At 71.7% G+C, this 19,217-nt stretch carries 17 protein-coding genes; 9 read left to right on the top strand and 8 right to left on the bottom strand.

All coding sequences use genetic code 11. From position 1 onward, the window contains the following. Positions 1–26 precede the first annotated feature (26 nt). The 4 genes from QRY02_RS27545 to QRY02_RS27530 form a co-directional block, all read right to left on the bottom strand. On the bottom strand, positions 27–1,178 hold the full coding sequence (locus QRY02_RS27545) for a Dyp-type peroxidase (protein ID WP_285993934.1): 1,152 nt from the start codon (positions 1,176–1,178) through the stop codon (positions 27–29). An 83-nt stretch (positions 1,179–1,261) separates the two neighbouring features. Next, complete coding sequence (locus QRY02_RS27540; protein WP_285993933.1) at positions 1,262–2,419, bottom strand: EfeM/EfeO family lipoprotein; 1,158 nt, start codon at positions 2,417–2,419, stop codon at positions 1,262–1,264. 210 nt (positions 2,420–2,629) lie between these two features. Next, a complete protein-coding gene (locus tag QRY02_RS27535; RefSeq protein ID WP_285985739.1) occupies positions 2,630–3,406 on the bottom strand; it encodes an ArsR/SmtB family transcription factor in 777 nt (258 codons plus the stop codon). A 77-nt stretch (positions 3,407–3,483) separates the two neighbouring features. After that, the gene (locus QRY02_RS27530; RefSeq protein ID WP_285985738.1) at positions 3,484–3,720 is read right to left on the bottom strand and encodes a hypothetical protein; all 237 of its coding nucleotides are present in this window, start codon (positions 3,718–3,720) and stop codon (positions 3,484–3,486) included. On the opposite strand from QRY02_RS27530, the gene QRY02_RS27525 reads away from it, so the two are divergent. The 4 genes from QRY02_RS27525 to QRY02_RS27510 all read left to right on the top strand — a co-directional run bounded on the left by QRY02_RS27525 (position 3,707) and on the right by QRY02_RS27510 (position 7,033). Continuing rightward, positions 3,707–4,108 (top strand): hypothetical protein, encoded by a 402-nt coding sequence (locus QRY02_RS27525; protein WP_285985737.1) that lies wholly within the window; start codon positions 3,707–3,709, stop codon positions 4,106–4,108. The two genes, QRY02_RS27530 and QRY02_RS27525, sit on opposite strands and share 14 nt — an antisense overlap. Next, entirely contained in the window at positions 4,109–4,234 is a 126-nt protein-coding gene (locus QRY02_RS27520) for a hypothetical protein (RefSeq protein WP_285985736.1), read from the top strand. A 229-nt stretch (positions 4,235–4,463) separates the two neighbouring features. Then, positions 4,464–5,252: a hypothetical protein gene (locus QRY02_RS27515; RefSeq protein ID WP_285985735.1), complete on the top strand. Its 789-nt coding sequence runs from the start codon at positions 4,464–4,466 to the stop codon at positions 5,250–5,252. After that, positions 5,249–7,033 carry a serine/threonine-protein kinase gene (locus QRY02_RS27510; protein ID WP_285985734.1) on the top strand — a complete coding sequence of 595 codons (1,785 nt, stop codon included), beginning with the start codon at positions 5,249–5,251 and terminating at the stop codon, positions 7,031–7,033. The genes QRY02_RS27515 and QRY02_RS27510 overlap by 4 nt, the downstream gene beginning before the upstream one ends. Here the strand turns inward: QRY02_RS27510 and QRY02_RS27505 are convergent. After that, a complete protein-coding gene (locus QRY02_RS27505) occupies positions 7,011–7,433 on the bottom strand; it encodes a hypothetical protein (protein ID WP_285985733.1) in 423 nt (140 codons plus the stop codon). The two genes, QRY02_RS27510 and QRY02_RS27505, sit on opposite strands and share 23 nt — an antisense overlap. A 260-nt stretch (positions 7,434–7,693) precedes the next feature. Here QRY02_RS27505 and QRY02_RS27500 point away from each other — a divergent pair, with 260 nt between their 5' ends. The 4 genes from QRY02_RS27500 (at position 7,694) to QRY02_RS27485 (ending at position 12,454) form a co-directional block, all read left to right on the top strand. After that, positions 7,694–8,251 carry an AAA family ATPase gene (locus QRY02_RS27500; RefSeq protein ID WP_285985732.1) on the top strand — a complete coding sequence of 186 codons (558 nt, stop codon included), beginning with the start codon at positions 7,694–7,696 and terminating at the stop codon, positions 8,249–8,251. 409 nt (positions 8,252–8,660) lie between these two features. Next, positions 8,661–10,427, top strand: a complete 1,767-nt coding sequence (locus QRY02_RS27495) for a chitinase (RefSeq protein ID WP_285985731.1) — start codon at positions 8,661–8,663, stop codon at positions 10,425–10,427. A gap of 48 nt (positions 10,428–10,475) precedes the next feature. After that, positions 10,476–11,228: an IclR family transcriptional regulator gene (locus QRY02_RS27490; protein WP_285993932.1), complete on the top strand. Its 753-nt coding sequence runs from the start codon at positions 10,476–10,478 to the stop codon at positions 11,226–11,228. Positions 11,229–11,302: 74 nt separating this feature from the next. Further along, positions 11,303–12,454 (top strand): 4-hydroxybenzoate 3-monooxygenase, encoded by a 1,152-nt coding sequence (locus QRY02_RS27485; RefSeq protein ID WP_285985730.1) that lies wholly within the window; start codon positions 11,303–11,305, stop codon positions 12,452–12,454. A 39-nt stretch (positions 12,455–12,493) separates the two neighbouring features. Here the strand turns inward: QRY02_RS27485 and QRY02_RS27480 are convergent, their stop codons facing one another. Beyond that, the gene (locus QRY02_RS27480) at positions 12,494–14,329 is read right to left on the bottom strand and encodes a sensor histidine kinase (RefSeq protein ID WP_285985729.1); all 1,836 of its coding nucleotides are present in this window, start codon (positions 14,327–14,329) and stop codon (positions 12,494–12,496) included. After that, positions 14,319–15,014, bottom strand: coding sequence for a response regulator transcription factor (locus QRY02_RS27475; RefSeq protein ID WP_285985728.1), 696 nt, complete (start codon positions 15,012–15,014; stop codon positions 14,319–14,321). Before QRY02_RS27475 ends, QRY02_RS27480 begins: the two co-directional genes overlap by 11 nt. A 156-nt stretch (positions 15,015–15,170) precedes the next feature. Between QRY02_RS27475 and QRY02_RS27470 the strand changes: the two genes are divergently transcribed. Then, positions 15,171–18,317, top strand: coding sequence for a GH92 family glycosyl hydrolase (locus QRY02_RS27470; protein WP_285985727.1), 3,147 nt, complete (start codon positions 15,171–15,173; stop codon positions 18,315–18,317). A 15-nt stretch (positions 18,318–18,332) separates the two neighbouring features. Here the strand turns inward: QRY02_RS27470 and QRY02_RS27465 are convergent, their stop codons facing one another. Continuing rightward, positions 18,333–19,193: an esterase/lipase family protein gene (locus QRY02_RS27465; protein WP_285985726.1), complete on the bottom strand. Its 861-nt coding sequence runs from the start codon at positions 19,191–19,193 to the stop codon at positions 18,333–18,335. Positions 19,194–19,217 lie beyond the last annotated feature (24 nt).

The following is a 19,217-nucleotide window of genomic DNA, read 5'->3' as shown; positions in this document are numbered from 1 at the left end:
TGGAGTCCTTTCGTGGTGGGGTTCGCTTACGCGAGCAGGGAGCGCCCGAAGTGGTCGTCCGGGCCGGTGACGCCCGGCAGCGCGAAGAAGTAGCCGCCGCCGAACGGGGAGATGTAGTCGGTCAGGGGGTCGCCGGCCAGGCGCGTCTGGACGGCCTCGAACTGGCGCTCCAGGTCCTGCTGGTAGCAGACGAACAGCAGGCCCATGTCCAGGTTGCCGTTGCTGTCGACGCCGCGGTCGTAGTTCACCGCGCGGCGCAGGATCCGGCTGGCGTCGGTCTCCGGGGTGCGCGGGTTCGCCTTCCGGATGTGGCTGGTCAGCGGGATGACGGTGCCGACCGGGTCGTCGGCGTACCGGGGGACGTCGGTTTCCGCGGTGCCGTCGAGAGGGGCGCCGGTGTCGCGGCGGCGGCCGAACATGTTCTCCTGCTCGGCCAGCGAGACACGGTCCCAGAACTCGACCAGCATCCGGATCAGCCGGATGACCTGGTAGCTGCCGCCCGCGGTCCACGCGGGCTCGCCGTGCGTCCACACCAGACTGTCCACTTCGGAGCCGGTGGGGTTGGCGGTGCCGTCCTTGAAGCCCATCAGGTTGCGCGGCGTGCCTTCCGGCCGGGGCGGGGAGCTGAAGCCGTTGAGCTTCCAGCGCAGCTGCATGCCACCGCGCGTGGCGCGCGCGATGTCCCGCAGCGCGTGCAGGACGGTGTCGGTGTCGTTCGCGGAGAGGAGCAGGCTCAGGTCGCCGTGGCACTGGGCGGGGTCGAGGGCGTCGTCGGGGAACGTCGTCATCGGCTTCAGCTTGGCGGGCTTGAGTTTCGCGAGCCCGTACCGGTCGTCGAAGAGGCTCGCGCCGACGCCGAGGATGACGCCGAGGTCGCTGCCGGGCACGACGGGCCCGAGGACGCCGGAGTCGGCGGGCGGCGCGGTGATCCCGAGCGCGGCGGGCGCCCCGCCGGTGGTGAGGAACCGGGCCCGGTCGGTGATGGCGCGGAAGAGCTCGGTGAGTTCGGCCTTGGACTCGGCGACGGCGTCGAACGAGGCGACGACGGTCTGCGTCGGCGGTTTGCGGAGGATGGCCGCCTGGTGGGGACCGTGGAAGGGCACGGCCGAGGTGCTGTCGGTGACGGCGGAGGAAGCGCCGAGCCCGGCCCCGGCGGCCACGGTGAGCCCGGCGCCCATCGCGGCCCGGCGGAGGAAGGAACGGCGGGGGAGCCCGGTTCCGGCGCGGTCGGCGGCCGGTTCGGGCGGTGAGTCCGGCCTGGTCACGAGACCCTCCTCGGCTCGGCGATCGCCGCGATCGGGGCCAGCAGCTCCGTCAGTTCGCTCACGTCCGCATTGAGTTTTTGCCGCTGCTGCAGGCTCAGTTCCGCCGGCCGGATCCACGTGCCGTCCGGGCGGTGGGCCGCGTCCAGCGCCTTCTGCGTGCGGTCCAGCCAGCTGTCCACCTTGGACAGATCCGGATACCTCGGTGTCAGCAGCGGCCGCAGGACGTCCAGGACCGCGCGGGTGCCGTCGAGGTTCGCACGGGCCGTGGCGAGGTTCGTGCCGCTGCCGTAGTCGGTGCGGCCGGTCAGTTCGAACTGCAGCGTGTTCTCCATGATCTCGTGCGCGCGCAGCCCGAGGTCGTTCCCGTCGACCTGGCTGTCGGCGAAGGACGTCTGCAGCGCGCGGGCGTCGGTGTCGAGCTGGTCGGCCACGGCAGCGAGCGCGCCCAGGTCCTCGCCGTGCCAAAGGCCCTGCTCCAGGCGGTGGAAGCCGGTGAAACCGGGGTCGGCCGAGCCGCCCGGCAGCCCGTCGGCGGTGCCGTTGAGCGCCCCGTCGGAGTCACCGAACGCGTCGTAGGCCGCGCCCAGCCGCTCGTACGCCAGGTGGGCGGTCAGCCACGCCGCCTGGCTCGCGGCGCGGTCGCCGCCGTGGACGGTGTTCTTCAGGGCGTCCGTGTTCGCGACCAGCTCGCCCAGACCCGTCGAGACGTGCTGTTGGTAGGCCTTGAGCGGCCCGAGCAGGTCGTCGTGCGTCACCGGCGCGACGCCCGGCCCGGTCCGCTCGGCGCCGCCGGTGATCCGCACGGCCGGCCCGACGATCGCGCCCGCGTCCTCGGGCAGGCAGCGGAACGCGTAGCTGCCGTTGCCCAGGTTCACCTGCAGCGGCCGGGTCGTCGCCGCGCCGAGGCCCTCGACCTCGCCGTAGAGCACGCCGGTCGCCGGGTCGATCAGATCGACCTCGGCCGTCACCGACCCGGTGTTGTGCAGGCGGAACGTCTGCGGTCCGGGCTTCGGATCCGTCCAGCCGGTGCCGCACGCCGAGCGCGAGACCGCGATCTCGGGGTCGACGGCGGCCGCGTCACCCGGCCAGAACGCGACGACGGCGCCCGCCGCGGCGGCCACGACCACGGCCACCACGATCCAGCGGGTACGCACTGACCCCGGCACGCGCACTCTCCCGTCACTCGATCGGACCATCATCGGTCACGGATTATGCGAGCCTAACGCCCGGAAAACCGCATCGGATCCGATCGAAAGAGGGAAGTTCACCCGGACTTCAGCCGGGCGCCCACGAAACGGGGAGGATTCAGACGTATCAGGGTGCCAGATCTGTCTTGTTCGGGAGATTCGACCGGTTGGCCGAGGTCACGGCAGGGGCGAACCGGTCTCCAGCAGCGTCTTCAGGCTGGACAGCAGCGCGGGCCAGCCCTGGCTGCACATCTCCAGCGTCGTGCTGCCGGGGTCGAAACCGTCGTGGAGCACGGTCAGCTTCACCATTTTCCCGTGCGGTTCGATGGTGAACGTGACTTTGGTCCGGCTTTCCTGCCGCAGTTTCCGCAACGTCCCTTCGTCGATGCCGTTGGCTTTTGCCCACTCCGCGGTGAAGGTGTGCCAGGTGTAAGAAAGCCGCCGGTGCGGTTCCGATTCGAGCACGACCTGTTCGGGATCGCTCGTTTCGGCGCCCCGTTCGGTCCACGTCATCGGTGAACCCGTTTTCCAGTCGGTTTCGAAGGACACGCCCCAATACCGGCTCGTGAAGGCCGGATCGGTAAGCGCTTGCCAGAGTTTCTCCGGCGTGGTGTCGATGTAGGTGGTGTAGGCGAAATCGTTCATCGGTGCGGACTCCAGTGCTCGTTTGAGATCGGCCAGCGCGCCGGCCCGCCGTCGGTCGTAGCGGGTCATCCAGCGCTCGGCGATCGCGTTGATCGGCGCCGCGTCGAGGTGGTGCAGCTTCTCCCGGCCGCGCCAGGTCGTCGTGATCAGCCCGGCCGCCTCGAGCACGGCCAGGTGCTTGCTCACCGACTGGCGGGCCATGGCCAGCCCCGCGCACAGCTCGCGCAGGGTCTGGCCGTTGCGCTCGTTGAGCACGTTCAGAAGCTGACGGCGGCTCGGGTCGGCCAGCGCCTTGAAGACCTCGTCCATCGCGCCTTCCCGTCGACATGCAGCCGTCTGGCTGCCTTTGACGATAGGCAGCCGTGCGGGTGCATGTCAACCGGGGATCACCGGAAGCGGATCACCGTGATGCTCGCGAGGACGAAGAACACGAGGATGACCAGCGTGCCGGTCTGCCCGCCGGAGGAGCGGGTCACGACCTGGTCGACGGCGCCGGTCAGCCGCACGCCGCACTCGGCGACCACCGTGTGCCGCCCGGCCTCGATGCGGGTGAACTCGACCGGCGCGGTGAAGGCGCCGGAGCCGTCGGTGTAGGCGGTGCCGACCTCGGTGCCGTCCGACACCAGCGTCACCATCCGGCTCGGCTGGCAGCCCTTCCCGGACGCCGAGAGCGTCTCGCCGGGCTTGATGCTCGGCCGGTCGAGGACCAGGTCGCCGGGCTTCGGTGTCGTGCTGGACGTCGTGGAGGTGCCGGGCGTGGCCGTCGGGGTCGTCGGGGTCGTCGTCGGCGGCGCGCTGGTGGTGGTCGGCGGAGTGGTGGTGGTCGTCGGCTTGGCCGGGGTCGTGGTGGTGCCCGGCCGGGTCGGGGGCGTGGTGGTCGCCGGCCGGGGCGGCGTGGTCGTGGCCGGCGGCGGGGACGTGGGGGTCGGCGTCGCGGTCACGGTGAACCGGCTCGCCGCGCTGAGCGGTCCGCCGGTCCGGGCGTTGGTGCACGTGCCGGTGACCGGGTAGGTGCCGGGCTGGGCGCCGCCGGGCACGATCGCCGCGACCGTGCCGCTCGTCTGGTCGAGGGTCGCGTTCGCCGACCACATCGGCGTGCCGTTCCAGGAAAAGGTGACCGGCCCTTTGCACGGGTAGAAACTCCAGGAAATAGTGAAGGAGCTTCCGGCCGGACCACTCGACGGTTTCAAACCAACCGACGATGTGTATTGTGCGTTCGCCGTGCCTGCCGCCGTGAGCAGAAGCAACGTTCCGGCCACGGCGCCGAAAAACAGCCGAACCACGAATCGCATTGGGACGTCCCTCCCCGGTGTGTGCTCGCTGTAGCATTCCGGACCAGTCGGATAACGCAAGTAGGGGATGCCCAATGGGACGTGTCATCGCGGCGGGGGTTGCGTTGGGTTTGTGCGCGGTGCTGCTGGGCGCCCCACCGGCCTCGGCCCAATCCGGCTCGCTCAAGCTGCAGGTGTCGATCGACAAGCAGCCGATCGAGGACGCCACGGTCCCGGTCGATCCGGCGCACCAGATCGAGCTGCAGGTCGTGGCGACCAACCCCGGCAACGCGCCGGTGAAGGTCCGCAGCGTGCGGCTCTCGGGCGTCGCCCTCGCGTTGACGTTCTTCGCCTACGACACGACCGCGCCCTTCGAGGTGCCGGCCCGCGGCTCGGCGTCCCGGACGTTCGTCCTCGACCTCGGTGACCTGGCCGGGCAGGCGACCGGGCTGCTCCCGTCGTCGGTCGAGCTGCTCGACGCCGGGCGCGGCACGCTCGGCGAGGCGACGACGGTCGCCGACGTCCGCGGCTCCTTCTGGTCGGTCTACGGCGTCTTCGGCCTGGCGATGCTCGGGCTGACCGTCCTCGCCTGGGTGACCGCGCTGCTGGCGCTGGCCCGGCACCGGCTGGCGCCCAACCGCTGGCGCCGCGGCGTGCGGTTCCTGCCCGCCGGGTTCGGCACCGGCCTGGTCGCGGTGATCAGCCTGTCGGTGCTGCGCCTGGTCCCGCCCGAGCCGGCGATCGAGGTCCCGGTGGTGCTCGGCGCGGCGGCGATCGCGTTCCTGCTCGGTTACCTGACCCCGCACCCGGCACCACCCGCGGTGACCGAGAGCGACACCACGGTCAAGCTCCCGCTGCCCTCGACGCAGGAATTCACCCGATGAGCGCACCGGCCGAGCTGGTCGCCGCCCTGCCGCAGTACGACATCGGGGCGTCGATCGGCGAGGGCGGCATGGGCGTCGTGTTCGCCGGCGTGCACCGGACGCTGGGCCGCAGCGTCGCGATCAAGCAGCTGCCGTGGGACGTGCTCAACCACGCGGCGAGCAGCGAGCTCTTCGACCGCGAGGCGCGGGTGCTCGCCAGCCTGGACCACCCGCACATCGTCCCGGTGTACGACTACGTCCGCACCGGTCGCGAGCACCTGCTGGTGATGGAGCGGCTCGACGGCGGAACGGTGCACAGCCGCTTCCACGGCGGCGGCGTCAGCGGCGAGCAGGCCTGCGCGATCGGGCTGGCGATGCTGGCCGGGCTGCACGCGGCGCACCGGGCGGGCGTGCTGCACCTCGACGTCAAGCCGCGGAACCTGCTGTTCAGCACGCAGGGCGTCATGAAGGTGGCCGACTTCGGCATCGCCAGGGTGATCAGCGAGGGCGCCACGTTGGTGACGCACGGCGGCGAGATCCTGGGAACACCGGCGTACATCGCCCCGGAGCAGGCGATGGGCAACGCGCTGAGCCCGGCGGCCGACGTGTACGCAGCCGGGACGGTGCTGTACGAGCTGCTCTCCGGCCGTCTGCCGTTCGACAACACCCGCGGCGCGATCAGCATGATGCGCCAGCACATGTTCACCGACCCGCAGCCGATCGCCGGGGTACCGGTGCCGATCGCGGGGGTGGTGATGCGCAGCCTGGCCCGCGAGCTGGACGCGCGCTACCGGGAGGCGGAGTCGTTCGCGGCGGACCTCGCCGCGGCGGCGACGGTGGTCTACGGGTCCGGGTGGCTGGAGCGGGCCGGGGTGCCGGTGCTGCACCTGACGCCCCGGGTGATTTCGGGCCTCAATTCGGCAACCGCACCGGCGCCGCCGGCGGAGGCCCGGACGCGCCCGGTGCGGCAGCCGGGAGCGACGCTGGTGGGAGCGGTCGCCGAGGTGGGCGATCCGGGCCGGGCCGGTGGGCCGGGCGCTGGTGCGGGCGGCGCCGAGGGCGGTGCCGGGTGGCCGGGTGTGCCTGCCGATGGTTCCGGTGCTTCCCAAGCCGTCGTGGTGTGGCTGCGGCTGGCCGCCGCGGCGGCCGCGATCGTGCTCGTCGTGCTCGCGCTGCTCAACCCCGCGCGGCTGCCGCACCCGGCGTCGGCCCCGCTGAACCTCGGGGGCGCCTCTGTCTCGGCGCCGGTCGAGGTGGACCTCAGCAAGCCGCTGGTCCTGACCGGGGCCGGCAACCCCGGCCGGGTGGCGCTCGACCTGTCCGCCGCCGGGATTCCGCTCGGGTCCGCGGCCACCGAGGCGAAACCCGGCGGCAACGGCTTCACCGCCGAACTCACCCTGCCGGGGATCGCCCGGTGGATCGTCGGCGGCGCCGTCACGGCGGAGGTGCGGACCGGTTCGTCCACGCAGACGTTCACGCTGATCACCAGCCAGCACCCGCTGGCCAGCGCGCTGGGCGCGGGCAGTCTAATCCTGGCGCTGTTCGCCCTCGCCTACCTCGAGTCGGGGCTGCGCACGATCCGCAACGGCCACCGCTGGCGGGGCGCGGCGGCCGGCGGGCCGGTGCTGGGCCTCCTGTTCGGCGCCGCGGTGTGGCTGTGCGTGTCGGTGCTGCGCGTGCACGAGCCGTCACCGGGGTTCGGGGCCGGGTGTGCGGTGGCGGGCGCGGTCGCGGCCGGGCTGGTCGTCGCGGCAGCGCGGCGCCGGGCGTCCACAGTGGTCAGTCGACCATCCGGACGGTGACGTGCGGGCTGTAGCTCTTGCGCCGGCTCCACCCCTGTTCGGCGCACAGGCTCAGCTGGATCGCGCGATCGGCGGGCGCCCAGTAGCCGGTGCGGACGAAGTAGCCCTCCATCGTGTTCAGCGCACCGAGGCTCTTGCGCGCCGAGCACATCTCCCAGCCCCACTGGCGCCCGGACTTCTCGACGCCATTGCGGCGCACGGAGATCCGGGGATTGCCGACCGCGCGGATGTCGGCGTCGCCCTCGGTGACGTAGACGACGCCGTCGATCTTGTAGAACCGGTTGTTGTCCAGCAGGGCCACCTGACCGGAGAGGGTGATCCCGACCCGGGCGCCTTCGTCGCCCGTGAGTGTCCAATCGAGACAGAATTCCTGGACCGGAAGTTCCAGCGACTGGGTCATGACGAGGTTCCCCTGTTCTCACTGAGCGTCCCTTCCAGAAGATAAGGATTTTCCGGACGCCGGGAAGGGCTCGGCGCGATCTTCACCCGAAGCGGTTCCGGACGTCGATGGCTTGCGGCGCACGGGTTTCAGGCGATGGGGCACGGCGGGTGACCGCCAGCGTTCCGGCCGGGTGGTCTTCGGCGCACGGATGGTGGTCCGTCACTGTGCGTGAGTTGAAGGTAAAGGAACCATTACCTTCGCCGGAGCGTTGGCGGGGCATGAGCGAGCCCACTGTCATCGAGCTCGGCCCGCGCGACCTGCTCGTCGTGGCGGGGCTGCCCGGAGCGGGCAAGACGACCATGCTCCACCACGCCGCGGCGGGGCTGCCGGTGCTGGACTCCGACCAGGTGCGGGAGAGACTCGGGGCGGTGGTCCCGCCGGCGGTGCCGTACCGGTGTTACCGGCCGGTGGTGCACGCGTGGCACCGCCTGCGGATCGTGGGCCGCGCGCTCGGCGAGGACGGCCCGCTCGTGGTCCACGAGCCGTCGACCCGGGCGTCGACGCGCGCCCTGCTCGCGCTGGTCGGGGTGTTGAGCGGGCGGTCGGTGCGGTTGCTGTTCCTCGACGTGCCGGCGGAGGTCGCGCTGGCGGGGCAGCGGAGCCGCGGGCGGGTGGTGCGGCCGCGGTCGTTCGCGCGGCACGTGCGGCGGGTGGGGAAGTGGCGGGAGGAGCTGCTGGCGGATCGGGTGCCGGTGGGGTGGCGGAGCGTGCAGGTGGTCGATCGGGTGGGGGCGGCTCGGACTCGGTTGGTGGCCACGCTGGTGGTGGGCTGTTGAGGTGGTCGTCTTTTGGTGAGCCGCTGGGGCGCTGAGCGGCTGGGGCGTGGGTGGCTGCGCTGCTGAGGGGGTGAGCGGCTGACCGATCTTGAGCTGCCTTGGCTTTCCGTCGACTTTTCCACCGACCCGAACGCCGGATTGTTCAACGGCCGGCACGCCGCGTCAAGGCGGGAAAGCGTGCCTTGACCCGGCGTGCCGGCCGCTGATGCGGCTGCGTATCGGGTCGGCAGGGGGGGTGTGCTCGGGGGCCTGGTCCGTGGGGCTTGCGTTGGCTCGGGTTGTCTTCGGTGTGGCTTCCGGTGCCAGTCTGCCGTGGCTCTTCCCGGCCGGCGGGCGGCTTCCCTCCTTTTGGTCTGGACAATTTACATATTGGTCTAGACAATGGGTCTCTCTCTGACTGGAGGACCCGATGAGGCGTTCCCGACTGTCCGTAACCCTCGCCGCCTTCCTGCTTGCGCTCTCGGGGGTGCTCGTCCTCCCCGCCGAGGCCGCCAACCTTCTCGTCAACCCCGGCTTCGAAGCCGGCTCGGTCTCCGGCTGGACCTGTGCCAACGCCGCCGTCGTGAGCGCGCCCGTCCACTCCGGCAGTCGTGCCCTTGCCGGCACTCCCGTCGGTGCCGATTACGCCCAGTGTGCGCAGACCGTCTCCGTTCAGCCCAACACCACCTACACCGTCTCCGCCTGGGTGCGCGGGAATCCCGTCTACCTCGGCGTCACCGGTGGCCCCTCGACCTGGTCCGGCAACTCGAGTTCCTACAACCAGCTGTCCCTCGCCTTCACCACCGGGAACCAGACCTCCGCCCAGCTCTACCTCCACGGCTGGTACGGCGCCGGTACCTACTACGCCGACGACGTCGTCCTCGACGGGCCCGGCGGCAGTACCCCCGGCACGCCCAGTGCTCCCGGCACCCCGCAAATCACCTCCGCTACGGCCGGCTCCATCGCCCTGAGCTGGGGTGCGAGCGCCGGGACCGTCACCGGGTACCGCGTCTACGAAGGCAGCGCCGTCGTCGCCACCGTCGCCGGGACCAGTGCCACCATCGGTGGACTCGCCGCCTGCACGACCCACAGCTACGCGGTTGCCGCCTACAACTCCGCCGGTGAGTCCCCGAAGAGCGCCGCCGGTACCGGGAGCACCTCCGGCTGCGTCGACACCGGGCTGCCCAAGCACGCCCTCGTCGGGTACCTGCACGCCAGCTTCGCCAACGGGTCCGGCTACGTGCGGATGGCCGACGTTCCCGCTGCCTGGGACATCATCGATCTCGCCTTCGGGGAACCGACCTCCGTCACCTCCGGGGACATCCGCTTCATTCGGTGCCCGGCCACCGAATGCCCGAACGTCGAGAGCGACGCCGACTTCACCGCCGCCATCAAGGCCAAACAGGCGCAGGGCAAGAAGGTCCTCATCTCCATCGGCGGGCAGAACGGCCAGGTCCAGCTGACCACCACCGCCGCGCGGGACAAGTTCGTCAGCTCCGTCTCCGCCATCATCGACAAGTACGGCCTCAACGGCCTCGACGTCGACTTCGAAGGCCACTCGCTGTCGCTCAACGCCGGCGACACCGACTTCCGCAACCCGACCACGCCCGTCATCGTCAACCTGATCTCCGCGCTGAAGACGCTCAAGGCCAAGTACGGCTCGGGGTTCGTGCTCACCATGGCGCCCGAGACGTTCTTCGTGCAGGTCGGCTACCAGTTCTACGGCGGCTCCGGCGCCGGTGACGCGCGGACCGGCGCCTACCTCCCCGTCATCCACGCCCTGCGGGACTCGCTCACCGTGCTGCACGTCCAGGACTACAACTCCGGCCCGGTCATGGGCCTCGACAACCAGTACCACAACATGGGCGGCGCCGAGTTCCACATCGCGATGACCGACATGCTCAAGGCCGGCTTCACCGTCGCGAACACCGGGCAGTTCTTCCCCGGCCTGCGCCCGGACCAGATCGCGATCGGGCTGCCCGCCGCCGTCAGCGCCGGCAACGGCCACACCTCACCCGCCGAAGTTCAGGCTGCGGTGAACTGCCTGGTCAAGGGCAATGGCTGCGGCTCGTACACGCTGCGCGGCGGGACCTCACCCGGCTTCCGCGGGCTGATGACGTGGTCGATCAACTGGGACAAGTACTACAGCTGGGAGTTCCAGAACAGCCACGAGCCGTTCCTGAACGCCCTGCCGTGACCGTCGGCGGTGTGCCCCGCCGCTCCGGTGGGGCACACTGCTCAAGTGGTGAAGCCGCCGGAGGGCGAGTCCGTGCTCTCGCGCGTCGTCCGCATCTTCGAGACGTTCGGGCCGGACACGCCGGCGCTGCGCGTCACCGACATCGCGCGGGGCGCGAACCTGCACGTCGCGACGGCGTCGCGGCTGGTCGAAGAGCTGGTGGGGCACGGCTGGCTGCGGCGTGACTCCGACCGGAAGATCCGCGTGGGCGTCCGGCTGTGGGAGCTGGCGTCCCGCGCCTCGCCGACGCTCGGGCTGCGCGAAGCGGCGATGCCGTTCATGGAGGACCTGCACGCCGTCGTCGGGCACCACACCCAGCTCGCGGTCCTCGAGGACCGCGAGGTGCTGTTCGTCGAGCGGCTCTCGGCGCCCGGCGCGATCGTCAACGTGACCCGGGTGGCCGGGCGGCTGCCGCTGCACGCGTCGTCGTCCGGGCTGGTGCTGCTCGCCCACGCGCCCGCCGACCTGCAGGAACAAGTGCTGGCGGGCCCGCTGGAAGCCTTTCGCCGCACGACGCTGACCGAGCCGGTGCGGCTGCGCCGGTTCCTCGCCGACGTCCGGCGGAACGGCTACGCGTTCTGCGCCGGGTTCATCGACGAAGAGACGACGGGGATCGCCGTGCCGCTGCGCGGGCCGTCCGGCGAGGTGGTCGCGGCGCTGTCGGTGATCGTGCCCAACGACCGGAACGCGCGCACGCAGATCCCGGCGCTGCGGGCCGCGGCGCGCGGCATCTCGCGGGCGATGGGAAATTCCTCTCACTGAATGAGAATGCACTGGTGGCGGGCGGTACCGCCGAGCCATGCTCGGGACTCTGTCGCGGGAAAGGACGTGCTCCAGTGCGCACCCAAGTCGTCATCGTCGGCGCCGGCCCGGCCGGGCTGCTGCTGTCCCACCTGCTCGGTCTCGAAGGCATCGACTCGGTGCTGCTCGAACGGCAGACCGCGGAGTACGTCCAGGCGCGCATCCGCGCCGGCATCCTCGAGGCGGGGACGGTGGAACTCCTGCGGGACGTCGGCCTCGGCGCCCGGCTCGACGTCGAGGGCATGGAGCACCGCGGCATCCACCTGCAGTGGCCGGAGCACCGGCACCACGTCGACTTCACCGGCCTCATCGGACGGTCGGTGACGGTCTACGGGCAGACCGAGGTGACCAAGGACCTGATGGCGGCGCGGGAAAAGGCGGGCCGCCCGGCGTACTACTCGGCCGCCGACGTCACCCTGCACGACGTCACCGGGACGCCGTCGGTGACCTTTGTGGACGATTCCGGTGTCGCGCGGCGGATCGACGCGGACGTCGTGGTCGGCTGCGACGGCTTCCACGGGCCGAGCCGGGCGTCCGTTCCGGAACCGCGGGTCTGGGAGCGGGCGTACCCGTTCGCGTGGCTGGGCGTGCTGGCCGACGTCGCGCCGTCGACGGACGAGCTGATCTACGCCTGGCACCCGGACGGGTTCGCGATGCACAGCATGCGTTCGCCGCGGGTGAGCCGGTTCTACCTGCAGGTGGCGCCGGACGAGGACATCGCGCAGTGGAGCGACGACCGGATCTGGACGGCGCTGTCCGAACGGCTCGGCGTGCCGGGCTGGACGCTGGAGACCGGGACGATCACGGAGAAGAGCGTGCTCCCGATGCGGAGCTTCGTGACGACCCCGATGCGCCACGGAAACCTCTACCTGGCCGGGGATGCGGCGCACATCGTGCCGCCGACGGGGGCGAAGGGGCTGAACCTGGCGGTGGCGGACGTCGCCCTGCTGGCGCGGGCCCTGACGGCGTCGTTCCGCGGTGACGAGCGGCTCGTGGACGCGTACTCGGAGACGGCGTTGCGGCGAGTCTGGCGCTGCACGCACTTCTCGTGGTGGATGACGTCGATGCTGCACCGCCACGGCGACGACTTCGACGCCCAGCTCCAGCTCGCCCAGCTCCACCGCACGGTGACGTCGACGGCCGCGAAGACCGAACTGGCCGAAAACTACGCCGGCCTGCCCCTGTAGCCGATCCTCCCGGTCCGGTCGCACTCTCGCTGACGGCTGTCAGGGCTGAGGTGGCGGCTCGTCTTCCGCGCCGGCGTCCTCACCGGCCGGAGCAGTCTTCGGCAGCCGGACGGTGAACGTCGATCCCGTGTCCACTTCGGACTCGACGGTCACCGTGCCGCCGTGCGCGGCCACGAGGTGGCGGACGATGGCGAGACCGAGCCCGCTGCCACCGGTCTGGCGGCTGCGGGACTTCTCGGCCCGCCAGAACCGGTCGAACACGTGCGGCAGGTCCTCGGCGGCGATGCCGGAGCCGGTGTCCGCCACCGCGAGCGTCACCTCGTCCACAGTGGACGAGACTCGGATCGTCACCCGGCCGCCGGGCGGCGTGTGCCGGATCGCGTTCGTCACCAGGTTGCCGACGACCTGCCGGAGCCGGACCGGGTCGGCCGGCAACGTGGCTTCGCCGAGCGCTTCGACGGTGAGCGTGACACCGCCGGCGACGGCCCGGTCGGCGTGCGCGGCGGCGACGTGGCCGGCCAGCTCCGCCGCGTCGAGGGGCTCGGGGTGCAGGCGCAGCTGCCCGGCGTCGGCTGCGGCGAGGTCCTGCAGGTCGTCGACGATGTGCTGCAGCAGCACGGTCTCCTCGAGCAGCGACGCGCTCAGGGCCCGGTCGAACGGGAGGTGCCCGTCTTCGGCGGCCTCCAGCCGGCCGCGGATGACGTTGAGCGGGTTGCGCAGCTCGTGGGCGATGTCGCTGACCATCGCCTTGCGCTGCTCCTCGATGCGCTCGCGCCGCGCCGTGAGGTCGTTGAACGCGGCGGCGAGGTACCCGACCTCGTCGCGGGACTTCACCGGGGCCGGCCGGTCCTGCTGCGCGGCCTCGGTCAGCGCCCGCAGCGGGCGCGACAGCCGCCGCGCGACGAGCGCGGTCAGCGCGACGGCCAGCACCAGCACGCCACCGGTCACCGCCAGGATCCGGGTGAGGTTCTCCCGCGACAGCGTGAACGTCGGCAGCGGCGACCCGCCAGGGCCGAGCGTGAACAGCAACGCGGGCGGGGCGACGTACGGCGCGAGCTGCTCGCGGCGCGCCGAGTCGAGGCAGTCCTGGACCGGCCGCTGATCGGGGACGTCGAGGACCTCCAGGTCGAGGCCGAGCTTCACCTCTCCGCCGCCCTGGTTCTGCAGGCAGTGGTTGACGGCGTCGTTCAGGCCCGTCAGCGCGGCCTGCTCGGTCGGGGTGGGGACGGCCAGCTCGAAGAGCCCGCACTTGCTCGCGTAGTAGCGGACGGAGAGCGGGTCGAGCCCGGTGAGCTGCGGCCGCCCGCTCGGCGAGTCGCGCACCTGACCGGGCAGGCCGAACTGGGCGAGGCAGGCGGTGGCCTTCCTGGCCACCGCGGCGAGTTCCTCGCGTTCGGGCGGGGGCAGCTTGAACGGGCCGGCGGCGCGCGGGTCGATGCCGCTCGTCCCGGCCTCGGGCAGCAGCACCGGGTCGACGTGCAGGGGGTCGACCGACGCGGTCGCCTTGACCGGCAGGGTGACCGGCGCGCCGCCGGAGTCGCCGAGGACGCGCCGGTCGAGGGTGGTCAGCACGACCCGGCGGCCGGTCTGTTCCGACAGCGCCCGCAGCCGGGGGCCGACCTGGTCCCACGTGTGGTTCACCGCGGCGAAGCCGAGCAGCTCGGTGTAGATCGTCGCGTCGCCGGAGAGGGCCTGGCCCTGCTCCTGCTGGATCGCGCGGGTGGTGGTCTGCACGGCCAGCCACGCGGTCGCCGCGATGGAGGCGAGCGCGATGAGCAGGGAGACGGCGGTGAGCCGGACGACCAGGCTGCGCCGCCTCGGGAAGCTGTGCTGACGCGCCCTCGGCTGAGAAGAGCCCGTCGGGTTAGGCGTCATCTTCCGCCGTCAGCTTGTAGCCGACCCCGAAGACGGTTCGCAGGTGGACGGGCTTCTGCGGGTCCGGCTCGATCTTCTTCCGCAGGTTGAGCACGTGGACGTCGATGATCCGGGTGCTGACGAACCGGTCGTCGCCGCGGGTCAGTTCGAGCAACTGCCGGCGGGTGAACACCCGGCCCGGCTGCCGGATCAGCGTCTCGAGCAGCTGGAACTCGCCCGGCGTCGTCTCCACCGGGCGGCCGCCGACCGACACCTCGTGCCGCACCGGGTCGAGCCGCAGCCGGCCCGCGCGCAACGCGGTGTCGGGCGGCTCGCGGCGTCCGGCGGTCCGCCGCAGCAGCGTCCGGACCCGGGCCATCAGCTCGCGCGGGCTGTACGGCTTGGTCAGGTAGTCGTCGGCGCCGAGGTCGAGGCCGAGCAGCAGGTCGTCCTCGGTGGCGCGGGCGGTGAGCATCAGGACCGCGACGTCGGACTCCTGCCGCAGGATCCGGCAGACGTCGAGGCCGTCGACCTTCGGCATCATCACGTCGAGGACCAGCAGGTCGGGGCGGTCGCGCCGGGCCTCGTCGAGCGCCGCCCGGCCGTCCGCGGCCAGCACCACGGTGTGGCCTTCGCTTTCGAGGTAGAGCCGGAGGACCTCGGCCTGCTTCTCGTCGTCCTCCGCGACCAGTACACGTGCGCACACGGCGTCGAGGGTAGGCGTCCTGACACGGTGGCCACCCGATCCTGACCGGATCTTCACACCTCGGCGCACGAGCCAGGTCTTTGTCAAAGTGTTGACCGCGGTCACGGCGCGCGGAAAGGTCCGATGACAGGGGACGGTCCAGCCTGGGAGGCACCGGTGCGGTTCAGGTTCATGGCGGCGGTGGTCGCGACGGCGGTCATCGGGGCGCCCGCGGTCTCTTCGGCGGCTCCGACAACGATGTCATCACCGCTGGTCGGCGACCCGGCCGCGTACGTCGACCCCCTGGTCGGGACCGGCCGCGGCGGCAGCTCGGTCGGCGAGATCAACAACTTCCCCGGGCCGGCGGCGCCGTTCGGGATGATGCAGTTCTCGCCGGACACGCAGGGCGCGTACGCCGGCTACCAGTACCACAGCGACCAGATCCGGGGGTTCAGCCTCGACCACGCCTCGGTCGGCTGCAACGCGTTCGGCGACGTGCCGATCCTGCCGATCACCGGCGACGTCGGGGCGGCGCCGTGGAACCGCGTCGAGCACTTCACCCACGACGACGAGCAGGCCGAGCCGGGCTACTACGCCGTGACGCTCGCCGACTCGAAGGTGCGGGCGGAGCTGACCGCCACGACCCGCACCGGGCTCGCCGCCTTCACCTTCCCGGCCGGTTCCACGCCACAGGTGCTGGTCAAGGGCGGCGCGAGCCTCGCCGGGAACTCGGCCGCCACCTTGACGATCACCGGTGACCGCGAGGTCAGCGGCTCGGCGACCACCGGCAACTTCTGCGGCAAGCCCAACAAGTACACCGTGTACTACGCCATCACCTTCGACCAGCCGTTCACCGCGCACGGCACCTGGGACGGCTCCAGCGTCAAACCCGGTACCGACAGCGTGGATTCGCCCAAGGCGGGCGCCTACCTGACGTTCGGTTCCGGGACCGTGCACGCCAAGGTGTCGATGTCCTACGTGGGCGTCGACGGCGCGAAGGCCAACACGGCCGCGGAAGTCCCGGGCTGGGACTTCGGTGCCGTCCGCAAGTCCACAAGGGACCAGTGGACACAGGCGCTGGGCAAGATCCGCGTCGCCGGCCGCGACCCGGCCCAGCTCAAGACGTTCTACACCGCGCTGTACCACTCCCTGATGCACCCGAACACGTTCGACGACGCCGACGGGCGCTACGTCGGCTTCGACGATCGGATCCGCACCCTGCCGAAGGGGCGGCACCAGTACGCGAACTTCTCCGACTGGGACACCTACCGCTCGCTCGCGCCACTGCACGCCATGCTCTTCCCGAAGGAAGCGAGCGACATGGCGCAGTCGCTGACCAACGACGCCGTGCAGGGCGGCTGGTGGCCGCGCTGGCCGATGGCGAACGACTACACCGGCCAGATGACCGGCGACAGCTCGGTCGCGCTGATCTCGAACCTGTACGCGTTCGGCGCGCGCGACTTCGACGTCAAGACGGCGCTGAAGTACCTGGTCAAGGGCGCGACCTCGGTCGACGACACGCCCGGCGCGTACCAGGAACGCCGGGGCATCTCGGATTACGTCGCCCGTGGGTACCTGCCCAACAACGACGCTTCGCGCGGCGACCACGCCCGGGTCGGCGCGTCGATCACCCTGGAATGGGCGATCGACGACTTCGCCATCGCGCGGTTCGCGCAGGGCATCGGCGACCGCGACGTCGCCCGCGAGTTCACGAAACGCGGCCAGAACTGGCAGAACATCTTCAACCCGCTCACCGGCTACCTCCAGCCGCGCGGGCAGGACGGCCGCTTCCCGGACGGCCCGGCGTACGTGCCGCCGCCGCCCGGCAAGTTCGGCCAGGACGGCTTCGACGAGGGCAACGCCGCGCAGTACACGTGGCTGGTGCCGCAGGACCCGGCCGGCCTGGTGACGGCGATGGGCGGGCCCGCCGCGGTGGCGTCCCGGCTGGACACCTTCTTCCAGAAGCTGAACGCCGGCCCGAACGAGCCGTACATGTGGGCCGGCAACGAGCCCGACTTCGGCGTGCCGTGGCTGTACAACCACGTCGGGCAGCCGTGGAAGACGCAGCAGGTCGTCCGCGAGATCGCGACGACGCTGTTCAGCGCCACCCCGGACGGCGAGCCGGGCAACGACGACCTCGGCGCGCAGTCGTCGTGGTACGTCTGGGCCGCGCTCGGCATCTACCCGGCCACGCCGGGCACGCCGGACCTGGTCGTGCACAGCCCGCTGTTCGAACGCGCCGTGCTCTCCCTGCCGACCGGCCGGACGATCGACATCCGCGCGCCCAAGGCGTCGGCGGCCACGCCGTACGTCCACGACCTGGCGCTGAACGGCCGGGACTGGGACCGTACGTCCCTGCCCGCCGACACCGCCCGGGACGGTGGACGGCTGGACTTCTCGCTGGCGTCCACTCCGGACAAGCACTGGGCGGCCGGGGCCACCCCACCGTCCTATCGGGACAACGAGAAGCCGTTCCTGGCCTCGGCGGCCAACCAGGTCGTCGTCGAACCGGGCACCGGCGGCGAGGCCACGGTCAGCGCGCAGCGGCTCGGCGGCCACGACCGGGTGCTGGACGTGGCCACGCAGGCCCCGGCCGGGGTCACGGTCACCGGCCCCCGGCAGCTGCGGCTCGACGACCGGACCGGTGGCGGCACCGCGAAGCTGACGGTTTCGGTGGCCGCCGGGACGCCCGAGGGCTACTACCGGGTCCCGGTGACCGTCCGCGGGGGCGCGACGACGGTGCCCGGCTCGGTGATCGTGCTGGTCGCGCCGAAGGACGGGCTGGCCGCGGCGTACGGAGGTGTCGGCGTCTCCGACGACGGCGACGCCGGCTCGGCCGACATCGACGGGGCGGGGAACAGCCTGTCCCGCCAGGCCCTCGCCGCGGCGGGCCTGGTCGGCGGCCGGACGGCCCAGGCAGCCGGCACGTCGTTCGTCTGGCCAGCGGCGCCCGCGGGACGTCCGGACAACGTCGTCCCGGCCGGTCAGACGATCAAGCTGGGCCCGGCCACGCGCCTGTCGTTCATCGGCACGGCCTCGAACGGCGACCACCGGGCCACGGCGACGGTCACCTTCACCGACGGCAGCACCGGGCAGGCCGACCTGTCGTTCGGCGACTGGGTGTTCCCGGGCGGCGGCACGGCCCCGGTGTTCGGCAACACGCTGGTGGCGCGCACGGACCACCGCAACCAGCCGGGCGGCCAGGGCGGCGGGGCGTCGGTCTACGCGACGGCGCCGTTCGACGCCCCGGCCGGGAAGCAGATCGCCGCGGTGACGCTGCCCGCCGACCCGAACCTCCACGTCTTCGCGATCGGCCTCGCCTGATCCGGCCGACGGCGGTCAGCCGGGGGAGCCCACCGCGCAGACCTTGATCGGCGTGGCGTTCGCCGGGTCGAGCGCGTTGCGGACCAGGTGCCAGACGTTCAGGTCGTAGGCCTCGCCGATGTGGCCGACCGGGTCGAGCGGGCAGAAGTCCTGGACGTACTGGTTCCGCACGCCGGGTTCGCGGATGAACGACGTCTCGGTCGGGGTCACCAGCTCGTCGTAGCGCGAGGTGATGATCGTGTAGCCGATGCCGGGCTGGGCGACGGGGCCGGTGTTGAGCGCGACGATCGCGGCGCCGCCGTCCAGTTCGTCGGCGAAGATCGGCAGGCCGATCGTCTTGACGATGGTGTCCCACGTGCTCTTGCCCAGCAGCGTGTAGGCCAGCGTCAGCAGGCCGGAGGCGTTGGCGCCGTGCGTCGGCGGGGCGATCGCGACGACCTTGCCGAGCTCGCTCTGGATGCCCTGCATCTTGGCGAGGTAGATCGACTGCAGCCCGCCTTCGGAGTGGCCGACGACGTCGACCTTCGCCGCGCCGGTGGCCGCGCGGACCTTTTCGACGAACGCCTTGATCTCCAGCGACGACTCCGCGACCGGCTTGAGGCCGCCGGCGAAGGGGAACTGCGGGTAGGCGCCGTAGGTCAGGGAGAAGGTGCAGTAGCCGCGGGCGGCCAGGTCGGCCTGGAGGAAGTTGAGGTCCTCGTAGTAGGTGGCGAAGGTGCCGTGGAGCAGCACGACGGGGTTCGGGTGCGCGGCGCTCGGGCGGCACGCGAAGTCGTTGTTGCCCCCGGCCGCCGCCTGGGCCGGCACCGCCGAGCCGAGCAGCAGCGTGCTCGCCAGGCCGATCGCGGCCAGCCATCGGTTCGTTCCCCGCGCCATTGCAGAGTCCCTTCGTCTGGTTGC

Origin of the sequence: Amycolatopsis sp. DG1A-15b (genome assembly GCF_030285645.1) — a bacterium.
Classification (GTDB): domain Bacteria; phylum Actinomycetota; class Actinomycetes; order Mycobacteriales; family Pseudonocardiaceae; genus Amycolatopsis.
This window is presented reverse-complemented; position numbering and strand designations above follow the sequence as displayed.